Origin of the sequence: Pseudomonas sp. (genome assembly GCF_048269965.1) — a bacterium.
GTDB lineage: Bacteria > Pseudomonadota > Gammaproteobacteria > Pseudomonadales > Pseudomonadaceae > Aquipseudomonas.
The window spans coordinates 26,215-42,850 of record NZ_JBLWTV010000007.1; the positions used below are offsets into that span (position 1 = coordinate 26,215).

General features: G+C 64.5%; 19 protein-coding genes. 11 read left to right on the forward strand and 8 right to left on the reverse strand.

Features of this window, described 5'->3' with window-relative positions; genetic code table 11:
* Window positions 1-125: 125 nt before the first annotated feature.
* The 5 genes from ACN0X6_RS10135 to ACN0X6_RS10155 form a co-directional block, all read right to left on the reverse strand.
* Window positions 126-1,106 (reverse strand): hydrolase, encoded by a 981-nt coding sequence (locus ACN0X6_RS10135; RefSeq protein ID WP_417703620.1) that lies wholly within the window; start codon window positions 1,104-1,106, stop codon window positions 126-128.
* A gap of 77 nt (window positions 1,107-1,183) precedes the next feature.
* On the reverse strand, window positions 1,184-1,789 hold the full coding sequence (rsmD, locus tag ACN0X6_RS10140; RefSeq protein ID WP_417703622.1) for a 16S rRNA (guanine(966)-N(2))-methyltransferase RsmD: 606 nt from the start codon (window positions 1,787-1,789) through the stop codon (window positions 1,184-1,186).
* A complete protein-coding gene (locus ACN0X6_RS10145; protein ID WP_417703624.1) occupies window positions 1,789-3,249 on the reverse strand; it encodes a M16 family metallopeptidase in 1,461 nt (486 codons plus the stop codon). Before ACN0X6_RS10145 ends, rsmD begins: the two co-directional genes overlap by 1 nt.
* Entirely contained in the window at window positions 3,246-4,613 is a 1,368-nt protein-coding gene (locus tag ACN0X6_RS10150; protein WP_417703626.1) for a M16 family metallopeptidase, read from the reverse strand. Before ACN0X6_RS10150 ends, ACN0X6_RS10145 begins: the two co-directional genes overlap by 4 nt.
* Before the next feature lie 144 nt (window positions 4,614-4,757).
* Window positions 4,758-5,192 (reverse strand): BLUF domain-containing protein, encoded by a 435-nt coding sequence (locus tag ACN0X6_RS10155; RefSeq protein ID WP_417703628.1) that lies wholly within the window; start codon window positions 5,190-5,192, stop codon window positions 4,758-4,760.
* 341 nt (window positions 5,193-5,533) lie between these two features.
* Here ACN0X6_RS10155 and ftsY point away from each other — a divergent pair, with 341 nt between their 5' ends.
* From ftsY to ACN0X6_RS10180, 5 genes are all read left to right on the forward strand, one after another.
* Window positions 5,534-6,868: a signal recognition particle-docking protein FtsY gene (ftsY, locus tag ACN0X6_RS10160; protein ID WP_417703630.1), complete on the forward strand. Its 1,335-nt coding sequence runs from the start codon at window positions 5,534-5,536 to the stop codon at window positions 6,866-6,868.
* On the forward strand, window positions 6,865-7,533 hold the full coding sequence (gene ftsE / locus ACN0X6_RS10165; protein WP_017675858.1) for a cell division ATP-binding protein FtsE: 669 nt from the start codon (window positions 6,865-6,867) through the stop codon (window positions 7,531-7,533). Before ftsY ends, ftsE begins: the two co-directional genes overlap by 4 nt.
* Window positions 7,533-8,549, forward strand: a complete 1,017-nt coding sequence (gene ftsX / locus ACN0X6_RS10170) for a permease-like cell division protein FtsX (protein ID WP_099525948.1) — start codon at window positions 7,533-7,535, stop codon at window positions 8,547-8,549. Before ftsE ends, ftsX begins: the two co-directional genes overlap by 1 nt.
* A gap of 143 nt (window positions 8,550-8,692) precedes the next feature.
* Entirely contained in the window at window positions 8,693-9,547 is an 855-nt protein-coding gene (gene rpoH, locus ACN0X6_RS10175) for an RNA polymerase sigma factor RpoH (RefSeq protein WP_037005340.1), read from the forward strand.
* Between the two features lie 62 nt (window positions 9,548-9,609).
* A complete protein-coding gene (locus ACN0X6_RS10180) occupies window positions 9,610-10,221 on the forward strand; it encodes a hypothetical protein (RefSeq protein WP_417703633.1) in 612 nt (203 codons plus the stop codon).
* Window positions 10,222-10,323: 102 nt separating this feature from the next.
* Here the strand turns inward: ACN0X6_RS10180 and mtgA are convergent, their stop codons facing one another.
* A complete protein-coding gene (gene mtgA / locus ACN0X6_RS10185; RefSeq protein ID WP_417703635.1) occupies window positions 10,324-11,052 on the reverse strand; it encodes a monofunctional biosynthetic peptidoglycan transglycosylase in 729 nt (242 codons plus the stop codon).
* Window positions 11,053-11,082: 30 nt separating this feature from the next.
* The gene (locus ACN0X6_RS10190; RefSeq protein ID WP_417703637.1) at window positions 11,083-11,382 is read right to left on the reverse strand and encodes a hypothetical protein; all 300 of its coding nucleotides are present in this window, start codon (window positions 11,380-11,382) and stop codon (window positions 11,083-11,085) included.
* A gap of 57 nt (window positions 11,383-11,439) precedes the next feature.
* Here ACN0X6_RS10190 and ACN0X6_RS10195 point away from each other — a divergent pair, with 57 nt between their 5' ends.
* The 5 genes from ACN0X6_RS10195 to ACN0X6_RS10215 all read left to right on the forward strand — a co-directional run bounded on the left by ACN0X6_RS10195 (window position 11,440) and on the right by ACN0X6_RS10215 (window position 15,511).
* Window positions 11,440-11,811 (forward strand): DUF423 domain-containing protein, encoded by a 372-nt coding sequence (locus ACN0X6_RS10195; protein ID WP_417703639.1) that lies wholly within the window; start codon window positions 11,440-11,442, stop codon window positions 11,809-11,811.
* A gap of 173 nt (window positions 11,812-11,984) precedes the next feature.
* Window positions 11,985-12,185, forward strand: a complete 201-nt coding sequence (gene thiS, locus ACN0X6_RS10200; RefSeq protein ID WP_061240208.1) for a sulfur carrier protein ThiS — start codon at window positions 11,985-11,987, stop codon at window positions 12,183-12,185.
* A gap of 18 nt (window positions 12,186-12,203) precedes the next feature.
* A complete protein-coding gene (locus ACN0X6_RS10205) occupies window positions 12,204-12,998 on the forward strand; it encodes a thiazole synthase (protein ID WP_417703641.1) in 795 nt (264 codons plus the stop codon).
* 68 nt (window positions 12,999-13,066) lie between these two features.
* Window positions 13,067-13,783, forward strand: coding sequence for a tRNA (guanosine(46)-N7)-methyltransferase TrmB (trmB, locus tag ACN0X6_RS10210; protein WP_417703643.1), 717 nt, complete (start codon window positions 13,067-13,069; stop codon window positions 13,781-13,783).
* Between the two features lie 384 nt (window positions 13,784-14,167).
* Window positions 14,168-15,511, forward strand: coding sequence for a DUF1329 domain-containing protein (locus tag ACN0X6_RS10215; protein WP_417703644.1), 1,344 nt, complete (start codon window positions 14,168-14,170; stop codon window positions 15,509-15,511).
* A 7-nt stretch (window positions 15,512-15,518) separates the two neighbouring features.
* On the opposite strand, the gene ACN0X6_RS10220 is transcribed toward ACN0X6_RS10215, so the two are convergent.
* Window positions 15,519-15,980: an N-acetyltransferase gene (locus ACN0X6_RS10220; RefSeq protein WP_417703646.1), complete on the reverse strand. Its 462-nt coding sequence runs from the start codon at window positions 15,978-15,980 to the stop codon at window positions 15,519-15,521.
* On the opposite strand from ACN0X6_RS10220, the gene ACN0X6_RS10225 reads away from it, so the two are divergent.
* Window positions 15,979-16,527, forward strand: a complete 549-nt coding sequence (locus tag ACN0X6_RS10225; protein ID WP_417703648.1) for an AAA family ATPase — start codon at window positions 15,979-15,981, stop codon at window positions 16,525-16,527. The genes ACN0X6_RS10220 and ACN0X6_RS10225 overlap by 2 nt on opposite strands.
* Window positions 16,528-16,636 lie beyond the last annotated feature (109 nt).

Genomic DNA, 16,636 nt, shown 5'->3' on the forward strand with positions numbered 1-16,636 from the left:
AGCCGCGAGCGTTTCGCCGCTGAGGCGCCTCCCGCAATTGGTGGCGATTGCCGTGCTCGGTTGCAGTCCGGCGCGTTTTCCCGGATTTCATCCGGGCTACCTCCTCACGCCGCGTAGGAGCGGCTTCAGCCGCGATTATCCAACCACTGCGGAATGCGCCGTTCCAGGTAATAAGCAGGCCGGCGTGGGCTGCCCTCGACGAAACCGACATGGCCGCCTTTGGCATGCAGCTCGAGCTCGGTTCCCGGGGCAAGCTCGCTGGCCTCGGGCAGGCTGTGGCGGAAGATGAAGGGGTCATCCTCGGCCTGGATGATCAATGTGCGCGTGCGAATCTCACCCAGATAGAAACGGCTGGACGCGCGCCGGTAGTAGTCGTGGGCATCGGCGAAACCGTGCAGCGGGGCGGTGATGCGCCCGTCGAAGTCCCAGAAGGTGCGCATGCCGTCCAGCGGGCCGAGGCGCTCCAGCACCGACAGGCGCTCGCCCTGGCCACTCTCGGCGAACAGGCGCTGCTTGTTGTTCACGTAGGCGACCATCTCGCGCATGAAGTGCGCCTGATACACCCGCGAGAAACCCAGGCCGATGCGGTCGGCGCACTGGTCCAGACGAAACGGCACCGACACCGCCACGGCGCCTTGTAATTGGCTCTGCGTGCCGCTTTCACCCAGGTACTTGAGCAGCACGTTGCCACCCAGCGAATAACCGACGGCGTACAGCGGCGCCATCGGCCGTTGCGCGCGCAGGTGAGCCACGGCCGACGCCAGATCCTCGCTGGCGCCGGAGTGGTAGCCGCGCGGTAGCAGGTTGGGCTCACCGGAGCAGCCGCGCCAGTTCAGCGCCGCACTGGCCCAGCCGCGTGCGGCCATGGCCTGCTGCAGACCGAGCACGTACAGCGAGTTGGAGCTGCCGGTCAGACCATGCAGTACCAGCACCAGCGGCGCATGGGCGTCGTGCGGCCCGTGCCAGTCGAGGTCGAGGAAATCGCCATCGTCCAGCCACAACCGCTCGCGCTGGCGTTCGAGCGGCGGCGGCTTGCGACAGAAGGGGTTCCACAGCGTCTGCAGATGCGGGCCGGGAAGCCACCAGGCGGGCTGGAAGGGGGTCATGAAGGTGTCCTGTCGGGTGTCATCCACCAAATGTGCTGTCGTGGTGGATGTAAAAAGCAGCATTCATCCCAGGCAGGTCACGGTACGCTGCGTTGCCACAGCGCGTAATGCACCTGGCCGGTGTGCTTTTCGCGGTGCAGGCGCCAGTTGCCGGGCAGGCCGAGGGTCGAGGGCGCCGTTTCGCTTTCGGTATAGATCCAGGCGTCATCGATCAGCCAGCCCTGGGTTTCCAGCAGGTTGCAGGTGTCCTGCAGCAGATCCTTGTGGAAGGGCGGGTCGAGCAGGACGATGTCGAAGCGGCGCGGCGCCGGGCGCGCCAGCATCTGCAGGGCGTCGCCCAATTGAATCTCGCCCGTGCTGCACTGCAGCGTCGCCAGATGCCCGCGCAAGGCGTTCACCGAGGCCGGGTTGAGATCGCAAGCCAGGCCGCTGGCGGCACCGCGCGACAGGGCTTCGAGCAGCAGCGCACCACTGCCGGCGAAGGGGTCGAGTACGTGGGCGCCCTCGACATAAGGCGCCAGCCAGTTGAACAGCGTCTCACGCACCCGGTCCGGGGTCGGGCGCAGGCCTGGCCCATCGGGGAAGGCGAAGCGCCGCGAACGCCACTGCCCGCCGATGATGCGCAACTGGCCCTGGCCGCCGTGAACCTTGGCGGCAGGATTCTGCGCTGTGCGACCGCGCATCAGTGCGGCACCGCGCTGGGCAGTTCGGCCGGCCGGTCGGTGGGCGGCGGCAGTTCCTTCTGCGCTACCGTCGGGCCGGCGGTGACCACCACCAGTGCCTCGGGGTCGAGGTGTTTGGCCATCGCCGCTTTCACCTGTTCGGTGCTGAGGCTTTGCACGTCACCCATGAAGTCGTCCAGATAGGTCAGCGGCAGGTCGTAGAAGCCCATCGACGCCAACTGGCCGACGATGGCGGCATTGCTGGCTGTGGACAGCGGGAAGCTGCCGGCCAGTTCGCGCTTGGCGTTGTCCAGTTCCTGCTGGGTCGGACCGTCACGCAGGTAGTCGGCGAGCAGTTGCTTGACCAGAGCCAGGGTGCCTTCGCTGAGCTCGGCACGGGTCTGCAGATTGATCATGAACGGGCCACGCGCCTGCATGGCGCTGAACCCGGAGTAGACGCCATAGGTCAGGCCGCGTTTCTCGCGCACTTCGCTCATCAGGCGCGTACCGAAACCGCCGCCGCCGAAGATCTGGTTACCCAGGTACAGCGCGGCATAGTCCGGGTCGCGGCGGTCGATGCCGAGCTGGGCGATCATCAGATGGGTCTGGTTGGACGGAAACTCGATATGGTTGGCGCCGGGTTTCGGCGTTTGCGGCTGGGCGATCTTGGCCAGTGCCGGGCCTTGCGGCAGGGCGGCGGAGACCTGATCGGCGATGGCCTCGGCCTCTGCACGCGAGAGGTCGCCGACCAGGGCGATCACCGCATTGCCGGCGCTGTAAGCGCGAGCGTGGAAGGCCGACAGTTGCTGGCGAGTGATGGCCGGGATCGATTGCTCGGTGCCGTCGCTCGGATGAGCGTAGGGGTGCTGGCCGTACAGGCGCTCGAACAGCTCCAGGCTGGCCAGCTTGCCGGGGTTCTGCTTCTGGAACTCGAAGCCGGCGAGCAGCTGGTTCTTGATCCGTGCCAGCGAGTCGGCGGGGAACGTGGGCTTGCCCAGCACATCGGCGAACAGTGCCAGGGCGGGCGCGCGTTGCTCCTGTGCACTGAGGCTGCGCAGGCTGGCCACCGCCATGTCGCGATAGGCGCCGTTGCCGAACTCGGCACCAAGGCCCTCGAAACCGGCGGCGATGGCGCCGACGTCCTTGCCCGGCACGCCTTCGTTGAGCATGGCGTTGGTCAGGGTGGCCAGGCCCGGCACACCGCCGTCCTGGCTGCTGCCGGCGGCGAAGGTCAGGCGCAGGTCGAACATCGGCAGCTCGTGCGCTTCGACGAACAGCACCTTGGCGCCCTGCGCGGTGGTCCAGGTCTGGATATCCAGGGTGCGGCGGGTTGGTGCGTTGCCGTCGAGTGCAGCCAGCGACTGCAACTTGGCGGCATCGCCAGTCACGGTGCTGTCGGACAGGTTGGCGCAGGCGCCCAGTGCCAGGGCGCTGGACAGGATCAGGCCGAGCAGGCCCAGGCGGCGTTGCTCAGTCTTCATGGGCGGGACTCCTCATTGCGAGACTCTTCGGGCAGTACGTGGGCGACGCTCAGACGGTCGCGGACGAAGAAGGTGCGCGCGGCCTGCTGGATGTCGGCCGGGGTCACGGCCTCCAGCTCGGCCAGTTCCTGGTCGATCAATTGCCAGGACAGGCCGACGGTTTCCAGTTGGCCGATGCTGGTCGCCTGGCTGGTGATCGAGTCGCGCTCGAACACCAGGCCGGCGATGACCTGGGCGCGTACGCGGGCCAGTTCGGCGGCGGACGGCGGGGCTTTCTTCAGTGCTTCCAGCTCGCGCCACAGACCGGCTTCGGCCTGCTCCAGGGTCTTGCCCTTCTGCACGTTGGGGGTGGCCGAGAGGATGAACAGGCTGTCGCCACGGGTGAAGGCGTTGTACCAGGCGCTGGCGCCGGAAACGAGCTCCTCGCCGCGCTCCAGTCGGGTGGACAGGCGAGCGCTGTAGCCGCCGTCGAGCAGGGCGGCGGCCAGGCGCAGGGCGTAGACCTGGCGCGGCGTTTTGGTGGTGGCCAGGCCCGGCACGTTGAAGCCCATGATCAGGCTCGGCAACTGTGTCTTGAGATACAGGGTGGTGCGTCGCTCGCCCGGCGCGGCCAGTTCCAGCGGCAGCTTGGCGGTGGGTACCTGGCGCTGCGGGATATCGCCGAAGTAGCGCTGAACCTGGCTCTTGACCTCGTCCAGACTCACGTCACCGACCACCACCAGGGTAGCGTTGTTCGGCGCGTACCACTTCTGGTACCAGGCGCGCAGTTCGTCGATGTGCATGCGCTCGAGGTCCGCCATCCAGCCGATGGTGGGGATGCTGTAGCCGCTGGCCGGGTAGGCCATGGCCTTGAAACGCTCATAGGCCAGCGAGGACGGGCGGTCGTCGGTACGCAGGCGGCGTTCCTCCTTGATCACCTCGATCTCCTTGTCGAACTCGGCAGCCGGCAGTTGCAGGCTGGCCAGGCGGTCGGCCTCCAGCTCCAGGGCCACGCCCAGGCGGTCGCTGGCCAGCACCTGGTAGTAGGCGGTGTAGTCGTCGCTGGTGAAGGCGTTCTCCTCGGCGCCCAGTTCACGCAGGATGCGCGAGGCTTCGCCGGGGCCGAATTTGCGGCTGCCCTTGAACATCATGTGTTCCAGCGCGTGGGACAGGCCGGTGGAACCTGGCGTCTCGTAGCTGGAACCGACCTTGTACCAGATCTGCGAGACCACCACGGGGGCGCGGTGGTCTTCACGGACGATGACCTTGAGGCCGTTGTCCAGTTCGAATTCGTGGGTGGGCTGCGGCGCGGCGGCGAACGCCGTCAGCGGCAGGCAGAGCACCCCCATGATCAGACCGAGGGTGCGGCGTGCAGAGACAATCATCAGGTGTCGTCCTGTTGGATGGCCGGGGCGGTCGAACCGCCGTTGACGAGAGGGCGTCAGGATACCCCATACACACGACGAGGCATCGCCCGCCGTTCCGACATCAGTGCGCACGATTAGGTTCTGCGTGGTAGCGAACTGGCTTCAGTCGATGATCGGGGCGCTGATCGTGCTCACGCTTGCCGACAGTTCCAGCAACAGGCCATTGACCTGCGCGGCGCTCATGCTGAAAGGGTCCAGGCGGTCGCTGCAGGAGTACTTCAGAAACAGCTCCCGGTTGGCCTGCTTGGCGCCGGCCCAGCCCATGCTCCAGTTGGCGTAGCGGCGTACGCTGATCTCTTCGTAGTCGAGAATGGTCAGGTCCTTGTGGCGAGTGTCCTCGGCCAGGCGGTTGTACAAGGCGTTGATGGCCGTTCGCGGTCCCTCCAATGCCTGAAGAAAAGTATCGGCGTTGCAGCACAGAATGCCGGTGAGGCCGTGTGCCGGGTTGTTGCGTTGCGAGCTTTCGAGAATCTCGCGGATCAGCTGCGAAGAGATACCATGGCTGGCGCGGCTGGCGTAGGTTAGGCGGACGAGCATGTTGGCGACCCCGCAAATAGACTGAGCTTAGAAAGATGCTCGACAATTGTGCATGGGTTTGTACAGGTTTTGTATAGGTTTTTGCCGTTGCCGCTCTTGCTCTTTCGTTGGCGAAGGCGCTGACGGCAGCCGACTGATCAGTGGCTGGCACCGGGCGGCCAGCAACGCTGCGCGGTAGCGCTCTAAAGTGGTAAAGTCTTGGGCTGTTTCTGACAGCGCAAGCCCTTTTGATGTGCCCGTGCGGGCCAATGCCCCGGGACGTGCCTGGCAAGCGAATTTTTCTGGATGCGGTCCGCGGCGCAGGCTGCCTGCGACGACTGCTCGCCCCTTTGAGATGACCCATGTTTGGTTCCAAAGACGACAAGAATCCACCGGCCGAGGCCGGTACTCAGGCTCAGCCTGTGAATGAAGAGAAGAAATCCCTGTTCGGTTGGTGGCGCAAGAAGCCCGCAGAGACTGCTGCCGAGCCGGCTCAGCCCGCGCCCGTCGAACAGCCGGCATCTGCTCGGCTACCTGCTGAGCTGTCGACCCCTGAGCCCGCGCCCGCGCCCGAAGCCTTGCCGGCAGCCGAGCCTGAAGTGGTCGGGGGCGCGCCTGCGCCACAGCCTGAGCCGCTGGTTGCCGAACCCCCGGCCGCCACTCCTGTTGTCGCTGAACAGCCGCCGGTCGTGCCCGAACCTGTCGTCGAAGCTTTGCCCGAAGTTGTTGCGCCGGCTACCGTCGCTGCGCCAGTCACGCAGGAAAAGCCGAGTTTCTTTGCCCGCCTCAAGCAAGGCCTATCGAAAACCAGCGCCAGTCTCGGCGAGGGCATGGCCAGCCTGTTCCTCGGCAAGAAGGCCATCGACGATGACCTGCTCGACGACCTGGAAACCCGCCTGCTGACCGCCGACGTTGGCGTCGAGGCGACCACCGCGATCATCGGTAATCTGACCAAGCGTGTGGCGCGCAAGGAGCTGGCCGACAGCGGCGCGTTGTACAAGGCGCTGCAGGAAGAGCTGGTCAGCCTGCTCAAGCCGGTCGAGCAGCCGCTGCTCATCGACGGTGCCAAACAGCCTTACGTGATTCTCGTCGTGGGTGTAAATGGCGTGGGCAAGACCACCACCATCGGCAAGCTGGCCAAGAAGCTGCAGCTAGAAGGCAAGAAGGTCATGCTCGCCGCTGGCGATACCTTCCGCGCCGCTGCGGTGGAGCAGCTGCAGGTCTGGGGCGAGCGCAACAACATCGCGGTGATCGCCCAGCACACCGGCGCCGATTCTGCCTCGGTGATCTTCGATGCGGTGCAGGCCGCCAAGTCGCGCGGCATCGATGTGCTGATCGCCGATACCGCCGGGCGCCTGCACACCAAAGACAACCTGATGGAAGAGCTGAAGAAAGTGCGCCGCGTGATCGGCAAGCTGGATGAGACGGCGCCGCACGAAGTGCTGCTGGTGCTCGACGCCGGCACCGGGCAGAACGCCATCAACCAGGCCAAGCAGTTCAACCAGACCGTGAACCTCACCGGCCTGGCGCTGACCAAGCTCGACGGCACCGCCAAGGGCGGCGTCATCTTCGCCCTGGCCAAGCAGTTCGGCCTGCCGATTCGTTATATCGGCGTGGGTGAAGGCATTGATGATCTGCGCCCGTTCCAGGCGCAGGCCTTCGTCCAGGCACTCTTCGAGGAGCGTGAACGCGGATGATCCGATTCGAGCAGGTCGCCAAGCGATACCCCAATGGCCATGTCGGGCTGCACGAGCTGAGCTTCCGCGTTCGCCCCGGCGAATTCCTCTTCGTCACCGGTCACTCCGGTGCCGGCAAGAGCACGCTGTTGCGTCTGCTGCTGGCGATGGAGCGACCCACCAGCGGCAAATTGCTGCTGGCCGGGCAGGATCTGTCGACCATCACCAATGCGCAGATTCCTTTCCTGCGCCGGCAGATCGGTGTGGTGTTCCAGAACCATCAGCTGCTGTTCGATCGCACCGTGTACGACAACGTCGCGCTGCCGCTGCAGATTCTCGGCCTGTCCAAGCCGGAGATCGGCAAGCGCGTCGGCGCCGCGCTGGAGCGGGTCAGCCTCAGCGACAAGGCGGCGCAGTCGCCTGGCGACCTGTCCACCGGTCAGCAACAGCGCGTCGGCATCGCCCGCGCCATCGTCCACCGGCCGGCCCTGCTGCTGGCGGACGAACCCACCGGTAACCTCGACCCACGTCTGGCCGCCGAGATCATGGGCGTGTTCGAAGACATCAACCAGTTGGGCACCACGGTGCTGATTGCCAGCCACGACCTGGCGCTGATCGCGCGCATGCGCCAGCGCATGTTGACCCTGCAACGCGGTCGCCTGATCGGTGACGGGGAGGCTGCCTGATGAGCGCATCGAAGATGCCCACACCACAACCGGCCGAACGGGTCGGCGCGGCGCCGCGCAACAAGGTGGTCGACGGCCCGGCCGACGAGCCGGATTTTCGCACGCTGCTCAATGCCTGGCTGGAAAGCCACCGCGCCAGCCTGGTCGACAGCTTGCGCCGCCTGGCGCGCCAGCCCATCGGCAGCTTCTTCACCTGCCTGGTGATGGCCGTGGCGCTGAGCCTGCCCATGGGCCTGTCGCTGCTGCTGGACAACGTCGAGAAGCTCGGCGGTTCCTGGCAGCGTGCGGCGCAGATTTCGCTGTTCCTCGACATGTCCGCCGGCGAGCGTGACGGCCAGGCGCTGCGCGAGCAGATCGCGGCGATGGATGACGTCTCCGACGCCGAGTGGATCAGTCGCGAGCAGGCGCTGGAGGAGTTCCAGCAACTCTCGGGGCTGGGCCAGGCGCTGAAGGAGCTGCCGGAGAACCCGCTGCCGGGCGTGGTGCTGGTGACGCCGAAGGAGGTCGACAAGGCCAAGCTCGAAGCCCTGCGCCAGCGCCTGGCGGAGCTGCCCAAGGTGGAGCAGGCGCAGCTCGATCTGGTCTGGGTCGAGCGTCTGACCGCGATCCTCAAGCTGGGTGATCGTTTCGTCTTCGGCCTCAGCCTGCTGCTGATCCTGGCGCTGCTGCTGGTGATCGGCAACACCATCCGCCTGCACATCGAGAACCGCCGCGCCGAGATCGAGGTGATCAAGCTGGTGGGTGGGACCGATGGCTACGTGCGTCGTCCCTTCCTTTATATGGGCGCGCTGTACGGTTTTGGGGCCGGCATCTTCGCCTGGCTGCTGCTGGCCTTCGGGCTGGATTGGCTGAACGATGCCGTAGTACGTTTGGCCGGTCTTTACGGTAGCGATTTCGCGCTGGGTGGCGTACCTTCTTCCGACGGTTTTTCGCTGCTGCTCGGCGCCGTGCTGTTGGGCTATATTGGCGCCTGGTTGGCAGTGGCGCGGCATCTGAACGAACTTGCACCCCGTTAGGGCGCTGTTCGGCGAGGCTGAACGCAAGCTGACAAGCCATTGTTTTGATTGATATTGACTATCTGTCAGGGAACTTATCCACAGCCCCTGCATCAGATAGCGCAGTGCTAAACTGCACGAGTTTCGTGAATCGGAGGATTCGAATGTCCACTTCCTTGCAACCTGTTCATGCTCTGGTTCCAGGCGCCAACCTGGAAGCGTACGTGCATGCGGTCAACAGCATCCCGCTGCTGACGCCCGAGCAGGAGCGTGAACTGGCCGAAAATCTCTACTACCAGCAGGATCTCGAGGCTGCCCGCCAGATGGTGCTGGCCCACCTGCGTTTCGTGGTGCATATCGCCCGCAGCTACTCCGGTTATGGTCTGGCCCAGGCTGACCTGATCCAGGAAGGCAATGTCGGCCTGATGAAGGCGGTCAAACGCTTCAACCCGGAAATGGGTGTGCGTCTGGTCTCCTTCGCCGTGCACTGGATTCGCGCGGAAATCCACGAGTTCATCCTGAAGAACTGGCGCATCGTCAAAGTGGCTACCACCAAGGCCCAGCGCAAACTGTTCTTCAACCTGCGCAGCCAGAAGAAGCGTCTGGCCTGGCTGAACAACGATGAAGTGACCGCCGTGGCCGCAAGCCTGGGCGTCGAGCCGCACGAAGTGCGCGAGATGGAAAGTCGTCTGACCGGCCAGGACATGGCCTTCGACCCGGCAGCCGATGCCGACGACGACAGCGCCTTCCAGTCGCCTGCGCATTACCTGGAAGACCATCGCTACGACCCGGCTCGCCAGCTCGAGGATGCCGACTGGAGCGACAGTTCCAGCAGCAACCTGCACGAAGCGCTGGAAAGCCTGGACGAGCGCAGCCGCGACATTCTCCACCAGCGCTGGCTGGCCGAGGAAAAGGCGACGCTGCACGACCTGGCTGCCAAGTACAACGTGTCCGCCGAGCGTATTCGTCAGCTCGAGAAGAACGCGATGAACAAGCTCAAGGGTTGTATTGCCGCCTGAGTCTGTCGTTACCCCGAAAAGCCGCACTCAGGTGCGGCTTTTTTCTGTCTGGAGCAATTGCCTTGAACAAAGCCCCTCTTAAAGTGCAGCACTGGCTGGTGTTCGTGGTCGTGGCCGTACTGTTCTTCGCCTGGGGCGCCTGGTTGATGCGCAGCACCGAGGTGCATCCGCTGGCCAATCTGCAGCAGTGGCGCGATGGGCTGTTACAGCCGCTGACCGAAGACGAACTGACGCTGCGTGACGTGCAGGCGCTGGGTTCGGGGGAGCTGTGGCTGGAGCCGCGTCTGGACGGTGCACGGCTTTTCTATCGTGCGTCGCTCGAAGGGGAAGAGGGCGAGTGGATGCTGCAGGCTGAACTGGCGTTGAGCCAAGGTCAGCGCGACAGCTTGATGGCGGCGCAGGGCCTCCAGGTCGGTGATGCCGAGCTGGCCCTTGGTCAGTCACTGATCGACCAGATGGCGGGCTTTTCCATCGCCAGCCTCCATCTGAGTGCCCCGCAAGCGCTGGCCAGCGAGCGCCTGGCCGCCAGTCTCGGGCAGCCGCGCCTGACCCTGGAGCTGGCCGAGGGCCAGGCCTGGGTCTATCCGCAATGGGGGCTCACCGTACACTTGCGGGGCGATGACGTCGCGTTGCTGCATGCGGTGCCCAAAGGCGCGTTCGCGCCTCACCGCTAGCGCGCCGATTGAGATCCCTGGTGCGCACGGCGCACCCTACGCCGTCCGGTGTTCCGACCGTAGGGTGCGCCGCGCGCACCGAGCAGCGTCATCCGGCGGTTTCTACAGCCAGCGCGGCCACCAATCGGGGCGCTGCGGCTTGAGCTGATTGAGGTAATGGCTGCCACCGAGTTGCGACATCTGCTGACGAATCCAGGCGGCGCGGCGATTGACGTAGGCGTCGGGGCGGCCGGCGCTCCAGCGCAGCGGATTGGGTAGCACCGCTGCCAACTGGCTGGCCTGCTGGCGATTGAGATAGGGCGCGCCGACGCCAAAATGATGTTGTGCGGCGGCTTCGGCGCCGAAGATGCCATCGCCCCACTCGACGCTGTTGAGATAGACCTCGAGGATGCGCTCCTTCGGCCAGAGCAGTTCGATCAGCGCGGTGAACCAGGCTTCCAGGCCCTTGCGCAGCCAGCTGCGGCCGGACCAGAGAAACAGGTTCTTCGCCACCTGCTGGCTGAGGGTGCTGGCGCCCCTGAGCGAGCCGCCGCTCTGGTTGTGTGCCAGCGCTGCCTGAATCGCGCCGACATCGAAACCCCAATGCTCGGCGAATTTCTGGTCTTCAGCGGCGATCACCGCCATCTTCAGGTGATCCGGCAGTTCGTTCCAGGGGCGCCACTGGCGCTTGAGCTCGATGGGCTGTTCGCTGCCCCAGGATTCGATCTTGCGCTCGATCATCAGCGCCGTACCGGGCGGCGGCACCCAGCGCAGGGCAAGCACCAGCAGCGCGCTGGCCAGGATCAGCCAGAGCAGCAGTTTCAGCAGGCGGCGGGTCAGGGCTCGGAGCATGAGGTCTCGCAATGATCAGGTGAGGCGCTATTAAAACAAAAAATTGCCGGGAGCAATTTTTGACGTCGCTTTGCGCCGGCCCGCGAGGCTTGCCGCCAGGGATGGCAGGCCACAAAAAATTGCCGGGAGCAATTTTTGACGTCGCTTTTCGCCGGCCCGCGAGGCTTGCCGCCAGGGATGGCAGGCCACAAAAAAATTGCCGGGAGCAATTTTTGACGTCGCTTTGCGACGGCCCGAAGGGTTGCTGCCAGGGATGGCAGGCAACACAAGGCGCCGAATGAACTCCCGCGAAACCACAGGACTGGGCACCGGTGTGACAATAACGATCATGTCGTCTTCAGGCCCAATGGTTAAACTGCGTTCAGGTCGATTTCATCAGGAGTTTCCATGACGCGTCTCTGGCTGCTGTTGTCCGCATTCACCGGCTTCACCGGTGTCGCTCTGGGCGCGTTCGCGGCCCATGGTCTGAAGCACAGGCTGACCCCGGAGTATCTGGCAGTGTTCCAGACCGGCACGCATTACCAACTGATCCACGCGCTGGCCCTGTTCGGTGTCGGCCTGCTGGCGATGCATGTGCCCAGCCGCCTGGTGAATCTGGCTGGCGGCGCCTTCGCCCTGGGTATCCTGCTGTTTTCCGGCAGCCTCTATCTGCTGACCCTCAGCGGCATCGGCAAGCTGGGCATGATCACGCCTTTCGGCGGCGTCGCCTTCCTCGTTGGCTGGCTGTGCCTGGGGCTGGCGGCCTGGAAGCTGACGTAAGCCCTGCGTATCGATCGAACCTCGGGGGCTGCCGGCGGTGCGCACGGCGCACCCTAGGTTGGCAGACCTGACTCTGGCGTCAGAAATGAGGACGAATGGCGCCTTTTAGCCTTGGTGGTGGCCAGTTAACGGGCTAGAATGCCGGCCCTCTTTCCAGTTGTGACCGAGTCGTCATGCGTATCCAGTTGAATGGTGAACCCTTCGAACTGCCGGATAACCAGAGCGTCGCCGACCTGTTGGTTCGCCTCGACCTGACCGGGCGCCGTGTGGCGGTCGAACTCAATCAGGACATCGTTCCACGCAGCCAGCACGACAGCACCCAGCTCGCCGAGGGCGATCAGGTGGAAGTGGTGCACGCCATCGGCGGCGGCTGACCTCACGAGGAGTTTTCCATGAGCCAAGTTCGCAGCGACAAGCCCTTCACTCTGGCCGGCCGTACGTTCCAGTCGCGTCTGCTGGTCGGTACCGGCAAGTACAAGGATATGGACGAGACCCGTGACGCCATCGCCGCCTCCGGGGCCGAGATCGTCACCGTGGCGGTGCGCCGCACCAATATCGGCCAGAACCCCGGTGAGCCGAACCTGCTCGACGTGATCAGCCCGGACAAGTACACCATCCTGCCCAATACCGCCGGCTGCTATGACGCCGTCGAGGCCGTACGCACCTGCCGCCTGGCTCGCGAGCTGCTTGATGGCCACAACCTGGTCAAGCTGGAAGTGCTGGCCGACCAGAAAACCCTGTTCCCCAACGTCATTGAAACCATCAAGGCCGCCGAAGTGCTGGTCAAGGACGGTTTCGACGTCATGGTGTACACCAGCGACGATCCGATCATCGCGCGTCAACTGGCCGAGATTGGCTGCATCGCGGTGATGCCGCTGGCCGGCCTGATCGGCTCGGGCCTGGGTATCTGCAACCCGTACAACCTGCGCATCATCCTCGAGGAATCGAAAGTGCCGGTGCTGGTCGATGCCGGTGTGGGTACTGCCTCCGACGCCACCATCGCCATGGAGCTGGGCTGCGAGGCGGTGCTGATGAACAGCGCCATTGCCGAAGCGCAGAATCCGGTGCTGATGGCGCGCGCCATGCAGCATGCCGTCGAGGCGGGCCGCCTGGCCTACCTGGCCGGCCGCATGCCGAAGAAACTTTATGCCAGTGCATCGTCGCCGCTGACTGGCCTGATCAAGTAAGAAAGACGATTTGCTGCGTGCCGGCCTGCCGGCCCGCTGGGTCGTAAAGCAATCTACAAGAGCACAGCATGACCGATACCCAACAGCCCGAACTGACCGAAGACGGTCGCCAGCGCCGTACCATCAAGAGCTTCGTGATGCGCGCCGGGCGCATGACCGAAGGCCAGCAGCGCGGCATCGACAAGGGCTGGCCGCTGTTCGGCCTGGAGCTGGAAGATGGCCTGCGCGATTTCGATCAGGTATTCGGCCGCCGCGCGCCGCGCACCTTCGAGATCGGCTTCGGTATGGGCCACTCCACCCTGGAGATGGCCGCTGCCGCGCCCGAGCAGGATTTCATTGGCGTCGAGGTACACAAACCCGGCGTCGGTGCGTTGCTGAGCGGCGCGATGGTGCAGAATCTGCGCAACATTCGCGTGTACAGCTGCGATGCGCTGGAAGTGCTGCGCGACTGCGTCGCCGATGCCAGCCTCGATCGCGTGCTGCTGTTCTTCCCCGACCCCTGGCACAAATCGCGGCACCACAAACGTCGCATCGTCCAGCCGGCGTTCGCCGAGCTGGTGCGCAGCAAGCTGAAGGTTGGTGGCGTGTTGCACATGGCTACCGACTGGGAAAACTACGCCGAGCACATGCTCGAGGTGATGAATGCGGCGCCGGGCTATCGCAACCTGGCAGCCGATGGCACCTACGTGCCGCGTCCCGAGGAGCGCCCTGTGACCAAGTTCGAACGTCGTGGCGAACGTCTCGGCCACGGCGTGTGGGATCTGAAGTTCCAGCGTCAGGAATGACTCACCCCGCGACAAGCGTTCGATTAGAACCGGCAGGATGCACGATTAGATCGGGATAACCCGACGGCCAGGACGGCGCCTCACCTCAGAACCTGCTCACGATCTGCTGCGCGTCGGCGCTACTGCGTTAAAAACAAGCTCGGAAAGCCGCTTGCGGCTAACGCACCTCTGGTGCGGCCCCGAAGGGGGGGAGCGAAGCGAGTCATGCTCATGTACAAAAGTACAGTCGCCCGCGACTCCGACCGTTCCTCGCTTGTTTTTGCCTTGTATCGCTCTAGCTCGCGAGATCGTGAGCAGGCTCTCAGAACACAACAAAGACAAGCGCACCTACAAGGTGCGCGAGCAATAGCGGCACCGCTTGCATGGCGCCGCGAGGAGAGCATTGTGTTGAGATCGGTTTCCCTTCTTCTGCTGACTGCCCTGGCGTTTCAGGCCCAGGCCAAGGTCGATGCCAGCCAGGCCGCGCGCCTGGGTCAGGAACTGACGCCACTTGGCGGCGAGCGTGCCGGCAATGCCAGTGGCACCATCCCTGCCTGGACGGGTGGCCTGGCCACGCCGCCGGCCAATTACCTGCCGGGCATGCATCACCCTGATCCCTATGCTGACGACAAACTGCTGTACCGGGTCGACAGCCAGAACCTGGCGCAGTACGAACAGCAGCTGCCGGTCGGCCTCAAGACCCTGCTGCAGCAGAACCCCAGCTTCTACCTGCGCGTATTCCCGACCCGCCGCAGTGCAGCCGCGCCGCAACGCATCTACGATGCAACGCGCTTCAACGCCCTCAATGCCGAGCTGATTTCCGGTGGTAACGGCGTTCAGGGCGCTGCTTCCGGCATACCCTTCCCGCTACCGGCGAACGGCCAGGAAGCGATCTGGAACCATGTCATGCGTTATCGCGGTGACCAGATCAGCATGGCCACCAACCAGGCGGCGGTGCTCAGCAACGGTAGCTACAACCTGCTCAAGCTCGAACGCGACATCTACTTCGTCTATGGCCGTGACGGCGTGGCCCCGCAGGACCTGGACAACACCCTGTTCTATTACAAGTACAAGGTCGTGGCTCCCGCCAAGCTGGCCGGTTCGGCGCTGGTGGTGCAGGAAACCCTCGATCAGGTGCTGGCGATCCGCAAGGCCTGGCGTTTCAATCGTGGCGAACGCCGTGTGCGCCGTCTGCCGATGCTTGCCTACGATACCCTGCAGCCGGACACCAATGGCATGGCCACCGCCGACCAGGTGGATTCCTACAATGGCGCGCCGGATCGCTACGAGTGGCAGTTGCTGGGCAGGCGCGAGATGCTGGTGCCCTACAACAGCTATGCGGTGCACCAGCGCGGCATTCCCTATGCCGATATCCTGCAGGCCAAGCACATCAACCCCGAGCTGTTGCGTTACGAGCTGCACCGCGTCTGGGTGGTCGAGGCGGATCTGCGCACCGGCTTCAGCCATCCCTATGGCAAACGTCGCTTCTATCTGGACGAGGACAGCTGGCAGATCCTCGCGGTCGACCTGTATGACCGCAACGGTAACCTGATCGGCCTGCAGGAAGCCCACCCGATCAGCTACTACGACGTGCCGATGTTCGGCTCGACCCTGGAGACCACCTACGATCTCAAGGGCGGCCGCTACTTCGCCGACGGTCTGGATAACAACGAGAAGATGTACGACTTCAACGCCCGGCTGAGTCCGCGCGACTTCACCCCGCAGGCGCTGCGCCGCGAGGGTAACTGAGCCCGCATCATCCGCGTGACCAGCGCATCGTCAGCTCTGGCTGGCCGGTGTGCGGGTCGCGCGTCTCTTCCAGCGTCATGAAGTCGTTCGCTCGGTAGAAGGCCACCGCTTGGGTATTGGCGCGGTAGACGCCCAGCTCGAGGTTGTCGCGCCTGCGCTTGGCTTCGTCCAGTAGCTGACGGCCCAGGCCGCGCCCCTGAGCGCTCGGACTGACGAACAGCGCGGCCAGGCGTTGTTCATGCAGCGACGCGAAGCCCAGCACGTGGCCGTTTTCCTCCAGCACCAGGGTTTCGGCCTGCGGCAGGTACAGCTCGCGCATGGCGGGTAGCTGCTCGTACCAGAACGTCTCCGGCACGAAGTCGTGGGCCTGAATGGAGGCCTTCAACCAAAGGTCGAGTACGGCGTCGCTGTCCGTGGGCTGGTAGGGGCGAAGCATGATGAGGTCCTGTTCGAGGAGAGGTGAATCCATGGAGGTTCGGTTACATATCTTCGGTGCATCCGGCTCGGGCAGCACTACCCTGGCTCGCACGCTGGCCGAGCGCAATGGCTGGCTGCATCTGGATAGCGACGATGTCTACTGGTTACCCAGCGAGCCGCCCTATCTGTACAAGCGACTGCCCGAGGAACGCGTCAGGCTGATCCGCGAGCGTAGCGCACAAGCGCCCAGCTGGGTGCTCAGTGGTTCGCTGTGCAGCTGGGGAGAGGCGTTGATCCCATCATTCAGCCATGCCCTGTTCCTGCGCCTGGACGACCAGGAGCGCATGCGCCGGTTGCGTCAGCGTGAAGCGCAGCGTTATGGCGGGCGCATCGAGCAGGGAGGTGACATGCACGAGCAGAGTCAGGCCTTCCTGCAATGGGCCGCCGGTTACGAGCAGGGGGACCTGGACACACGCAGCCTGCTTATGCACGAAACCTGGATGGCCCGCCATCTGAGCTGTCCGCTGCTGCAGCTGGACTCCACCCGGCACACGCCCGGACAACTGGCCGAGCGTGTGCTGAGCTGGCTGCAGTCCTGAGCGAGGAGCTCGGTAGCTCCCCCGCTCTAGCTCAATGCTTTTCAGCGGTTTTGCGCATTCTCCGCTTCAGCTTCTGCGGCGTGCGGTCGCTTATTACCTGCGTGTGCCC

Bases quoted from the DNA above. Each gene is read 5' to 3' on its own strand.
- ACN0X6_RS10135 (WP_417703620.1), bottom strand. From the start codon at position 1,106: ATGACCCCCTTCCAGCCCGCCTGGTGGCTTCCCGGCCCGCATCTGCAG.
- rsmD (WP_417703622.1), bottom strand. From the start codon at position 1,789: ATGCGCGGTCGCACAGCGCAGAATCCTGCCGCCAAGGTTCACGGCGGC.
- ACN0X6_RS10145 (WP_417703624.1), bottom strand. From the start codon at position 3,249: ATGAAGACTGAGCAACGCCGCCTGGGCCTGCTCGGCCTGATCCTGTCC.
- ACN0X6_RS10150 (WP_417703626.1), bottom strand. From the start codon at position 4,613: ATGATTGTCTCTGCACGCCGCACCCTCGGTCTGATCATGGGGGTGCTC.
- ACN0X6_RS10155 (WP_417703628.1), bottom strand. From the start codon at position 5,192: ATGCTCGTCCGCCTAACCTACGCCAGCCGCGCCAGCCATGGTATCTCT.
- ftsY (WP_417703630.1), top strand. From the start codon at position 5,534: ATGTTTGGTTCCAAAGACGACAAGAATCCACCGGCCGAGGCCGGTACT.
- ftsE (WP_017675858.1), top strand. From the start codon at position 6,865: ATGATCCGATTCGAGCAGGTCGCCAAGCGATACCCCAATGGCCATGTC.
- ftsX (WP_099525948.1), top strand. From the start codon at position 7,533: ATGAGCGCATCGAAGATGCCCACACCACAACCGGCCGAACGGGTCGGC.
- rpoH (WP_037005340.1), top strand. From the start codon at position 8,693: ATGTCCACTTCCTTGCAACCTGTTCATGCTCTGGTTCCAGGCGCCAAC.
- mtgA (WP_417703635.1), bottom strand. From the start codon at position 11,052: ATGCTCCGAGCCCTGACCCGCCGCCTGCTGAAACTGCTGCTCTGGCTG.
- ACN0X6_RS10190 (WP_417703637.1), bottom strand. From the start codon at position 11,382: ATGATCGTTATTGTCACACCGGTGCCCAGTCCTGTGGTTTCGCGGGAG.
- ACN0X6_RS10195 (WP_417703639.1), top strand. From the start codon at position 11,440: ATGACGCGTCTCTGGCTGCTGTTGTCCGCATTCACCGGCTTCACCGGT.
- thiS (WP_061240208.1), top strand. From the start codon at position 11,985: ATGCGTATCCAGTTGAATGGTGAACCCTTCGAACTGCCGGATAACCAG.
- ACN0X6_RS10205 (WP_417703641.1), top strand. From the start codon at position 12,204: ATGAGCCAAGTTCGCAGCGACAAGCCCTTCACTCTGGCCGGCCGTACG.
- trmB (WP_417703643.1), top strand. From the start codon at position 13,067: ATGACCGATACCCAACAGCCCGAACTGACCGAAGACGGTCGCCAGCGC.
- ACN0X6_RS10225 (WP_417703648.1), top strand. From the start codon at position 15,979: ATGGAGGTTCGGTTACATATCTTCGGTGCATCCGGCTCGGGCAGCACT.
- ACN0X6_RS10220 (WP_417703646.1), bottom strand. From the start codon at position 15,980: ATGGATTCACCTCTCCTCGAACAGGACCTCATCATGCTTCGCCCCTAC.